This is a genomic window from Pseudomonas sp. UF-293 (assembly GCF_058245595.1).
Genome location: NZ_JBSICA010000030.1, coordinates 47,422 through 58,744 on the forward strand (window position 1 = coordinate 47,422; position 11,323 = coordinate 58,744).

Sequence of the window (11,323 nt, forward strand, 5' to 3'; positions counted from 1 at the left end):
AAGATCAAAAGATCGCAGCCTTCGGCAGCTCCTACAGGGGACATTGAACCGAGATTCAACTGATGAGACCCAGCCATGCCCGACAACAATAAAGAGCTGACCCTCAGCGCCCCGCTCAGCGGCCCGGTACTGACGCTCGCCAACGTCCCGGACGCGGTGTTCGCCAGTGGCGCGATGGGCGACGGCATCGCCATCGACCCGCTCAACGACACGCTGTATTCGCCCTGCGCCGGCGTAGTCATCCACGTTGCGCGCAGCAGCCACGCGGTGACCGTGCGCGCCGACAACGGCGCGGAAATCCTCCTGCACCTGGGCCTCGATACCGTTGAATTGAACGGAGAAGGTTTCGCCATGCTGGTCAAGGAAAGCGATCGCGTCAGCCTCGGTCAGCCACTGCTGCGCTATGACCTGGACAACGTTGGCCAGCAATGCAAAAGCCTGGTCAGCCTGTTGATCCTGACCAACAGCGCGGACTTTCAAGTGCGGCCGATCACCCTCAAAGCGGTGAAAGTCGGCGAGCCGTTGCTGCACATCATCGCGCGCAATGTGGTGGCGGCGAATACCGATACAAGCGGCGGGCCTGAGGTTCGTGGTCAAGTGCAGGTCGCTCATCGCGGCGGCTTGCATGCGCGCCCCGCTGCGCTGATCCGCCAGACCGCGCAAGGTTTCAACAGCCATTCACAGCTGCACTTCAATGGTAAAACGGCGCCGTGCAACAGCCTGATCGGTTTGATGGGCCTGGCGATCGGTGAGCAGGACGAGGTGCAGGTCAGTTGTCAGGGGCCGGACGCCGATGCCGCATTGCAAGCTCTGCTCAGCGCATTGGCCACGGCGCTGCCGGACGATCATCACGCGCAAGCGCCGGTCAGCACTACAGCGCTGAAACGCCCGGCCGAGGCTGGGGTGTTGCACGGTGTTTGCGCGGCGCCGGGGCTGGTCGCCGGGCCGTTGTTTCGCTTGAACGCGATCACCTTGCCGGCGGATGCGGGCCGTCACGATCCGGTGCAACAGCAGCCGATTCTTGAAACGGCCTTGAACGCGGTGCGCAGCGAAATCGCCGCCACCCTCGCTCAGGCGAAAAAGCACAAGAACGCCGACGAAGAAGCGATCTTCGCCGCACACCTGGCGCTGCTCGAAGACCCGGCCCTGCTCGACGCAGCCCAGCAATTCATCGAACAAGGCACCGCCGCGACTCATGCCTGGAGTCAGTCGATCGACACGCAGTGCGACATGCTCCAAGGCACCGGCAGTCCGCTGCTGGCCGAACGTGCCAATGACTTGCGCGATCTCAAGCAACGCGTCCTCCGTGTCCTGCTCGGCGAGGCCTGGCAATACCAGGTGCCGGCCGGCGCCATCGTCGCCGCCCACGAACTGACGCCATCGGATCTGCTGCAACTCAGCGCGCAAGGCGTCGCCGGATTGTGCATGGCCGAGGGCGGCGCGACCTCGCACGTCGCGATTCTGGCGCGCGGCAAAGGCTTGCCGTGCATCGTCGCTTTGGGCGCGCAATTGCTTGAGCAGCCGCAAGATCAAGCCGTAGTGCTCGACGCTGATGGCGGGCGCCTCGAATTGACGCCAAACGCCGAGCGCCTGAGCGAAGTGCAACAGGCACACATCCAGCGCCAGCAGCGCCGCGACAGCCAACAGGCCAAAGCCCATCTACCTGCAGAAACCCGCAATGGCGTACACATCGAAGTGGTCGCCAATGTCGCCTCAAGCAGCGAAGCCGCAGACGCTTTTGCCAACGGTGCCGATGGCGTCGGCCTGTTGCGCACCGAGTTTCTCTTCGTCGATCGCCAGACGGCACCGGACGTCGAAGAACAGCGCAGCGCTTATCAAGCGGTCATCGATGCCATGGGCGACAAGTCGGTGATCATCCGCACCATCGATGTCGGTGGCGACAAGCAACTCGACTATCTGCCGCTGCCCGACGAAGCCAACCCGGTGCTCGGTTTGCGCGGTATTCGTCTGGCCCAGGCGCGCCCGGAAATTCTCGATCAGCAACTGCGCGCGCTGCTGCAGGTCAAGCCGTTGCAACGCTGCCGGATTCTGTTGCCGATGGTCACCGAAGTTGAAGAACTGCTGCAGATTCGCCAGCGCGTCGACGCCTTGTGTCTTGAGCTGGGCATTGCCGAGCGCCCGGAGATCGGCGTGATGATCGAAGTCCCCGCCGCCGCGCTGCAAGCCGAACAACTGGCCGAACACGCCGACTTCCTCTCGATCGGCACCAACGATCTATCGCAATACACCTTGGCGATGGACCGCGACCACGCCGGGCTGGCGGCGCGGGTCGATGCCCTGCACCCGGCGTTGCTGCGTCTGATCGCCATGACCTGCGAAGGCGCGGCGGTGCACAAACGCTGGGTCGGTGTCTGCGGCGCGCTCGCCTCCGACCCGTTGGCGACGCCGGTGCTGATCGGCCTCGGCGTCACTGAATTGTCGGTGAGCCCGGTGCAGATCGGTGAGATCAAGGACCGCGTGCGCCAGTTGCACGAAGCCGAATGTCAGCGTCTGAGCCGCGACTTGCTCAAGCTGTCCAGCGCCGCCGCCGTTCGCCACGCCTGTCATCAACATTGGCCTCTGCGCTAACAAAAACAACAAGGACAAACGCCATGTACCAACTCTTCATCGAAGGCCTGCAACGCCTCGGCCGTGCGCTGATGCTGCCGATCGCGATCCTGCCGATTGCCGGCCTGCTGCTGCGCCTGGGCGACACAGACCTGTTGAACATCGCGATCATTCACGATGCCGGGCAAGTGATCTTCGCCAATCTGGCGATGATTTTTGCCATTGGCATCGCCGTCGGTTTCGCCCGGGACAACAACGGCACCGCCGGCCTCGCCGGAGTGATTGGTTATCTGGTGATGATCTCCACACTCAAGGTGCTCGACTCGACCATCAACATGGGCATGCTCGCCGGGATCGTCAGCGGTCTGATGGCCGGCGCGCTGTACAACCGCTTCAAGGACATCAAGTTGCCGGAGTATCTGGCGTTCTTTGGCGGCCGGCGTTTCGTGCCGATTGTCACCGGGTTTGCGGCGGTGGGTCTGGGCGTGCTGTTCGGCTATATCTGGCCGCCGATCCAGCAGGGCATCAATGCGTTCGGCGCGCTGATGATGGAAAGCGGCAGCCTCGGCGCCTTTGTCTTCGGCGTGTTCAACCGCCTGCTGATCGTCACCGGCCTGCACCACATCCTCAACAACATGGCGTGGTTCGTCTTCGGCAACTTCACCGACCCGACCACCGGCGCGCTGGTGACCGGCGATCTGTCGCGGTATTTTGCCGGCGATCCGAAGGGCGGCCAGTTCATGACCGGAATGTTCCCGATGATGGTCTTCGGCCTGCCCGCCGCCTGTCTGGCGATGTACCGCAACGCTTTGCCGGAGCGGCGCAAGGTGATGGGCGGGATCTTTCTGTCGATGGCCCTGACCTCGTTTCTGACAGGTGTGACCGAGCCGATCGAATTCGCCTTCATGTTTCTCGCGCCGTTGCTGTTCCTCCTGCACGCGCTGCTGACCGGGCTGTCGATGGCGATCACCAACGGCTTGAACATTCATCTGGGCTTCACCTTTTCCGGTGGCTTCATCGACATGATTCTCGGCTGGGGCAAGTCGACCAATGGCTGGCTGGTGGTGCCGGTCGGGCTGGCTTATGCGGTCATCTATTACCTGGTTTTCGACTTCTGTATTCGCCGCTTCAACCTGAAGACGCCGGGGCGCGAAGACGTGGCCACGGCAGAAAAAGCCGTGCTTTCGGAAACCGAACGCGCCAGTGCTTACATCAAGGCACTGGGCGGCGCAGAGAATCTGCTCACGGTCGGCGCGTGCACGACGCGACTGCGCCTGGAAATGGTCGACCGCAACAAGGCCTCGGATGCCGAACTCAAAGCGTTGGGCGCAATGGCCGTGGTGCGCCCGGGCAAGGGTGGCAGTCTGCAGGTGGTGGTCGGGCCGCTGGCCGATAGCATTGCCGATGAAATCCGCTTGGCAATGCCAGCGCCAGGCCGTGCGGCTCCGGTTGAAGCGGCTGTCATCGTCGAGGGGCCGAAACCAGTTGCACATGCCAGCAACGAGGCGCAGCAATGGCTGAATGCTGTGGGCGGCAGCGACAATGTGCTGCAACTCGATTGCATCGCCATGACCCGGATTCGCCTGCAACTGGTCGATGGCAAGGCGTTGTCAGAGGCACAGTTGAAAGCGCTGGGATGTATGGGCGTCAGCCACTTGGACGGTGGCGTCTGGCATCTGCTGGTCGGCGAGAACGCGGCGAGTTTGAGCGCAGCGATCGAAGGGTTGGTCAGTCGCCGGGAAATCAACGCGCAGGTTTGAATCGGCGGTGATAGGCGGACCTCTTCGCAAGCAGGCTCGCTCTCACAGTTGAAAGCATCGGCCTGCAGCCCGCCGTGCGACGCAGCGCGCACGGCGGGATATTTTTCCGCCTGCAAACCAATACATATCTACCACCCTGCTCTCGCGCACCCTCGCCATGCTCAGTGTTCATCCCACACGCATGGAGAGCGTGCCCATGAGCACATCCTCAGCCCCGACGTTTGATGAGATCAGAAGCGATCTCAATCAGATCGGGCATCACTTTTTCAACCTCGAAACCGCGCTGCTGCCAGAGCAGAAAAGCACGACCGAACAAGCCTCTCTCAACCGCATCAACGGCTTGCTCAAGAGCCATCGCGAACAGTTTGTGCGGCGAAGCCGTGCGCTGTATCAGGCCTTGGCCGACAGCGATCTGCAGAGCAGCAGCGGCAAATCCTTGCTGGCGGGCCTGAAAGAAAGCCTCGATACGGCATTGCTCGACATGGATCTGCGTGACCGTATCGACGGCAAATCCGCACGATCTTTCCTGACCTACGACGCGGGGTTCACTGCGCTTGAGCACGAGGCGCGGCAGGCTGTAAAAGATCGCCTGTTGCACCCCGATGCCGGCGCGCTAGTGGAAAAACTCACCTTGGGCCCGGCCCTGCGTCCGGCAGCCTACGCTGTGCAGTTCAGCTACCAAGGGGAAACCGTCGAACTTGCCGGCGCTTTTGTCGTGACTGAAAAAAGCAGCCCGAAACTGGAGGACCTGGCAACCACGCAAAGCGTCGGCTACCTGCTGTTGTTCACCCCTGCGCGAGGTATCGAAGCCTTCGACTCGCAGAAAGATCTGGATGCCCGTCTGCTGCACTACCTGCAACATCCGGCTAGCCGCGATGAATTCAGGCAGATGCTGCCCGTGCGTTATCACGACTTGAGCGCAGCGGGCATCTGGCCGTTACAGCTGTCGCTGATCGACAGTCAGCCGCTGTTTGAGCATGCCTGTGACGTGGTCGCGAAAAAACGCACGCAGGACATCGAACGGGCGTTGAGCTTCGCTGACAATCCACAACAGGACCCGGCGCAATTGCTCGCCGCCCTCGACCGTGCCATCGCCGCTGCGCTACCGGAGCTCACTCCGCGCCTCCAATTGCGCGCCCAGACACTGTTCGAGCGGCACTTGCGCAACAGCGCACCGGACTGGTTTCGCAGCGCCAGTGCCACGCGGCAAACCGAGTTGGCAGAGCATGTAGGCAACTATCAACAGGCGCGACAGAAACTGCTCGACCTGATGGGGCCAATGGTCAGTCTGAAGGAGTTCGCCCGCGAACAATGGCTGCAGCGTCTGAGCGATGACCTGGACATCGACGATCTGGACATCGAAAAACTGCAGATCACTACCGATCGGCGCGTGCCCGGATACGGCGTCTGTATTCATCAGCGCAGCCTGCTCGATCTGTCGCTGCGAGGCCCGCACACCGGCGATGAATTGCCGGGTTCGGAATTCCTCAGCTATACCACTATCACCTACGACGGTGCGCCACTGCCCCCGGAATTCTCTGACCTGACGCCCGCCTGGCTGGTCGAGCAGGCAATCGGCTTGCAGCCTCGCGTCGACTTCGCTCAGTTGCAGCGCGAGATGCACGCCCGACGCACCGTCCGGCCAGCCATCGAGCATATGCTCGACCAAAGGATCGTCGCTCTGGCCTACACCGCCATGTTGCAGGGGCACCTGCTCGACAGTGACGTGCAGATGATCCAGCGGCTGCGCAACGCCAACGACCTCCACTTGCAGGCCGCAACACTGTCCTTGCACGGTGCGCAGTTGCAGGACGTCTGGGTGCTGCGCCAGACCGACGCCACCGGCGTCATCAACCGCGTGTTGTTATGCACCCCGCAAGCACCCCGCGACCGACAATTCCAGGCCTTCGACAGCGAAATCGAATGCCAGACCCATGTGCTCGACTGGGGCAAAAGTTTCAAGGACTCCGAGAGCATGGCGGGCTACCTGCTCAACCGCGCCCCGATGCGCTTTCGCCCGAGCATGCGCAAATTGCTCTCAGCGCTGAGCTTCAAGCCTGAGGCCGTGGAATACAAAAAGGTCACCTTCGAGCACTGTGGCAGTCACCTGGATTGCTTGCGAGCGATGGCCGAGCACGTGTTGTCGACGCGAACCGATGACTATGACTTCTCTACGCCGCAATGGTATCGCCAGACCACAGCGGCCAATCGCCGCCAGCTTGCGACTCTGACTGAAAGTGCCGAGGAGACTTTGCGCGCGTTTGCCAGGCATCCGTTATCCGGCAGCCACTTTCCCGCTTTCGATGTTTTCGTGCACGAGCAGGCCAGGATCAGCCTGAACCGCTTGCTCAAGCGCCCGGGCAATGATGTCGACCCGGACACCGTCTGGGCCTACTCGCCGATGTCCGTGATTCCGGCGTTGACCCCCAAACCCGTGAACTACACCCGCCTGTATCGAGACGGATACGCCGGGGGGCTCGGTTTTCTCGATGAAAAATTCTGGCAATCTGCACGCTTCAGGGGGCCGGCAGGAATCGACATCAGCGGCCTCACCGCGCAGAACGTCGCGCGGTCGGTCACCGGGGTCTGGGTTGGGCAACGCTACACCGACAAGGTCAAAGCCGAACTGCAAAGTCCAGCCAGCGAAGGCTACGCGCTCAGGCGCAACACTCTCCTGGCCGTTACTCAGCGGCAGATGAAAAGCGCTGCCCTGGAATGCCAACTGCAGGGGCATATCAGCTCCAGCGATCGGCGATGGCTGGAGCAAAGCATCGCCAGCATGGACGACACTTCGGCGCCAACGCGCATCCGCTACCCGATCCACCGGCTGATGATTGACGGTGAATGGGTCATTGATACGTGGTTGTTCAGCCACGACAAACAGCCGGTGTTGCTCTACACCCCGGATGCCCCCGACGGGGTGGCTTTTCGCGAAGCGCGGCTGTTCAATTACCTGCTCAAGCATACCGACGGGATGATCGAGTATCTGACTGTCAGGGTCGGGGTGCAGTCGCAAAAACGCGTCCGCACGTTTCTCGAAACGGCCAGAAAGGACCTCCCACAGCAGCTCAACCGAACCACGCCAAGCCCTGCCCGCTATGACTCGACGACATCGGTAGATCCGGTCAAGGATCTGCCCAATGTGCTGTATGACATGAAGCTGCAACGCAAGATCGACGATGTCCACGCCACCACGACCAGCCGTGCGCAGATGATCAGCAGCATGGTCTGGACCTGTGTCGAATGGGTCACAGCCATTGCCACCGCGCCTTTTCCCTTGCTGAGTCTGAGCACCGGCCTGTTGCTGGCGTTCAAGGACGCCATGCTGGCGCTGCACGCCTATCGCCAGGGTGAACAGGGCGAAGCGTTCATGCATCTGCTCGGTTATATGTTCAACAGTGCCGGCGCAGTGCTGACCGACCTGCGTCCCGCCCTGCGGTCACTCAAACCGCTCAACCGCCCGCTGCGCCAGACTGCCGTGGCCGCCAGCAAAGAGCAGCAACAGACGGTCAAGCTGATCGACCAGGTGGCCGCAACGCCGGAGTGGGATGGCATGCGCACAGTGGTTTACAAGAGCAAGCTCTATTGGGCCAGTAACCATCCCGACGCGCTCGGCCGTTACTTGTTGTACACCACCGTTCCGGGCAGCCCCGAGCTGGTATCGACCGGCATCCTCACGGTGCGCAACGCAGACGGCACGATGGTGCGCAGTGGCGTGGCCGGCGGCGCGCCAAAATATGACGCCGTGCCAGAGACACCCGGTCCGCACAAGGATTATGGCGTTGCGCCGAAATACCGTGATCGCGTCGAGACGGTGATGAATCCGCAATCCAGAGGAGAGGTCATCAAACGCAGCGTGGATTATATGGTCCCTCCGCAGTCGATCATTGCCGGCGTCGTCGAGGAATTTGCCACAACGCGTAAAGCCTACCTGGAACAGGTGCAAAAACTGACCGCGGACGCCACCCGGCATTTCGCCGATCTCGCCCCGTTACCCCCTCGCGCTCAGGTGGCGGATGTCGCCGCCGACAGCACATTTGCACAGTTGATCGCCAGCGATGCATGTACGGGGAAAAATCTGGTGATTGGCGCCCGGCCCGGTTCGATCGCCAGCAAACAGGTGCTGATCGACAACCTGGACGCGCTCGCTGCCAATGGTTTCAAGCGTCTGTATGTGGAATATCTGGCAGGCGATGTTTTCCATCTCAAGCTGGAGAAAATGAACAAAGGTGAAAGCTGGAAACACATCAAACACCATTTGAAAGCCATTGATGCCGCGCTCGGGCATGGCAAGGACGCAGCGTATTCGTATCTGGCACTCGTCCGTACCGCTCGGGAAAAGGGTTTTCAAATCAGTGCGCTGGATGCCTCGACCAGCTATCAACTTGAGCATGCCATGGTGCTGTCCGAGATCTCGCCACTGACGCCTCGAAGCAACAGCATCCGCAATTTCTACTCGCACAAGACCCTGGCTGCCGATATCGCCGATGCACCGCAGCAACGCTGGATCGTCCTCACCGAACAGTCACGCATGTGCACGTTCGACAAGACGCCAGGTCTGGCCGATCTGCATGACGCCGTCGCCGTACGTGTCGAAGATATCGACTTGTATCAACCCTCACGCATTGGCAGGGATACGCCCGGGGCCATTAGCGGAGACGCGACAGCGCAAGGTGATTTCCTCGTCCGGATACCGAGTACATACAAGGCTCCTCTGCCCGTCGCCGAGCCAGCCGCCGCAGCCGCCGCTGCTGATCACTTCAGCGACTTCGATATTGCTTCAGCGCTACGCGATGACATCACCGACATGTTGCCTCAGCCCAAGTCCCTGGACTCGAACTACGCCCCAACCGTACCCCGTGAAAGAAAGGCCTACGACGCTTTCCTCACCCAGCGCAAACGTCTGGAAAAAACGGCCAGAGACGCGTTCACCGACTACGTCCCTCCCGACGCACCCATCCTGCCGGTGCTCACCTCCGACTCTACATTCGAAGCTTTTTTGCCGCGGTTGCGCGACGGAAATTTAAATCTGCTGATCGGCGAAGCCCACGCCGATGCAGCAAGCAAAGCACTGTTGAAAAAGCACATGAAAGCGCTCAAGGAAGCGGGGTATGACACGTTATATGTGGAGCACATGCTCACCGACCTGCACCAGGCCGATCTCGATACTTTCCTGCGGACCCAGCGCATGCCGGACAGGCTGAAGGCCTATCTGCATCGTCAGGATCGCGGACACATGCCCACTTACAAGGGGAACGATACGTACACAGAGGTCTTCCAGGCGGCGGCCAAATACAAAATTCGAATCAGGGCCCTCGATTGCACAGCCTCTTACCACCTCAAGGGCATCTATGACGAGGATATTTCGCGCAACGAGATGTTCAGCTATTTCGCGACCCAAGTGATTGAAGCCGATCAACTGGCTCACGGGCCGCATAGATGGCTGGCGCTCATCGGCAGTGCGCACACTAATTTCAATCTCGGTGTGCCAGGTCTGGCCGACACCCTGTCAGCCGTCAGCCTGCACGTACGCGACACGGCCCCTGAGCTGGCCAGGGATATCCACCGTGGCTCGTGGGAGTTTGTCAGCGGCAAGCGCGAGGCCAACGTACGGGCCTTGACCAGCGACTTTCTCATGGAGGTGGCCGTCCCTGGAACGAAAAAGCCTGTCGCGACGCCTTCTGTCAGTCGCAGCAAACTGACCCAACCCGGGCACTTCCTGATCGAGAACGCAGACACCCGTAACGCCAGCGTGGTGCATAAATCCAAGACTGGCGAGATCGTTGTCACGCCGATCCAGGTCAATGACAAAGGCCTGTTCTTCATTGATCGCTGGGAGAAAAAAAATCAGGGTTTCAAATACCTGCGAACGTTGATCGAGATGCTTGTAGCAGACGTGAAGCTGACCCAGGTGAAGTGACGCCAGTGCGATTGCACGTGATGGAGAACCACCGGGCATGATGGCCCGGTGGTTTTTTGTGGTTGGAATCCGGCGTTGAATGCCGAGCTCAAAGCCGCGCGGCATTCAACGCGGCCCCGTTCATGGCGGCATCGCCTGGATGATGCGTGCTTTTCAGGCGCGAGGATCAACCCGATCCAGCGCACGGTTCACCGCCAGCTCGGCAAGCATGATGATCTGCTGAATCGCCAGCGCGGTATTGCGCTGCGGACGGCCCAACTGATCGGCGAAATCACTGGCCAGGGTGTTGGCTGAAGCGAGTGACTCACAGGCATGGGCGAGCAGGCTTTCGGTGTCGACATCGGGCTGGATCAGAAACATCGTGCTGAGCGGGCGCGCCTTGCTCGGCTGCGGACACAGGTAAAAATCCAGAGCACGCTTGATCGCTTCGCGGTTTTTCGCGGTCGTCGGCGCGGATGGTTTGTTCGAGGGGGGGTGGGTTCGAGGGGAGGGTCGGGAACGATTTTTTCCACGATGCTTCTCCTGCTGATGCTGATGGACAGCCATCGATCGCCGGATCTCACGCGGCGAATAGGTGGCCGCTATGTGCGAGGTGAGATCCACCGGAGCAGGCAACCGGCCAGACCGAAGTCTGCCCGCACACAGCCGCCATAAAGCAGGCAGCAGATTGAGCTGGCGCCAATTATCGTGGTGCTGGCGCCAGTTGCAAGCTATCCGGGGATCTCACTCCCGATCGCTGATTCGCAGCGACGGGAAAAGACTAGAGATCGCACGTCCGACGGACAACCTGAAAACCTTGTGGGAAGGTTCTGGTTATTGGGTAACGGATTTAAACAATCTCAGGTTCTCGGGCGCCTGGACGGGCCTTATCGCGAGCAGGCTCGCTCCTACAATTGGATCGAGTACAACCTCAAGAAACAGGTCGGCTGTCAGGCCGCCTTCGCGAGCAGGCTCGCTCCCACAAAAGCAAAAGCAACGCAGCGCAGCTGCCCGCGGCGAAGCCGCCCCACTCAACAATGAGCGCAAGCTCGAGTGCTCTTGATCTTGATCCACCGGCGACGTCGGAAGGCTGAGT

General features: G+C 60.8%; 3 protein-coding genes and 1 pseudogene. 3 read left to right on the plus strand and 1 reads right to left on the minus strand.

The features are described from left to right. Window positions 1-75: 75 nt before the first annotated feature. The 3 genes from ptsP to AC4IHP_RS23450 all read left to right on the plus strand — a co-directional run bounded on the left by ptsP (window position 76) and on the right by AC4IHP_RS23450 (window position 10,248). On the plus strand, window positions 76-2,589 hold the full coding sequence (gene ptsP / locus AC4IHP_RS23440; RefSeq protein ID WP_490832878.1) for a phosphoenolpyruvate--protein phosphotransferase: 2,514 nt from the start codon (window positions 76-78) through the stop codon (window positions 2,587-2,589). Window positions 2,590-2,612: 23 nt separating this feature from the next. Continuing rightward, window positions 2,613-4,328 (plus strand): N-acetylglucosamine-specific PTS transporter subunit IIBC, encoded by a 1,716-nt coding sequence (nagE, locus tag AC4IHP_RS23445; RefSeq protein WP_490832879.1) that lies wholly within the window; start codon window positions 2,613-2,615, stop codon window positions 4,326-4,328. 196 nt (window positions 4,329-4,524) lie between these two features. Continuing rightward, on the plus strand, window positions 4,525-10,248 hold the full coding sequence (locus AC4IHP_RS23450) for a membrane-targeted effector domain-containing toxin (RefSeq protein ID WP_490832880.1): 5,724 nt from the start codon (window positions 4,525-4,527) through the stop codon (window positions 10,246-10,248). Window positions 10,249-10,401: 153 nt separating this feature from the next. On the opposite strand, the pseudogene AC4IHP_RS23455 reads toward AC4IHP_RS23450, so the two are convergent. Further along, a pseudogene (locus tag AC4IHP_RS23455) lies at window positions 10,402-10,760 on the minus strand (DUF6124 family protein). Window positions 10,761-11,323 lie beyond the last annotated feature (563 nt).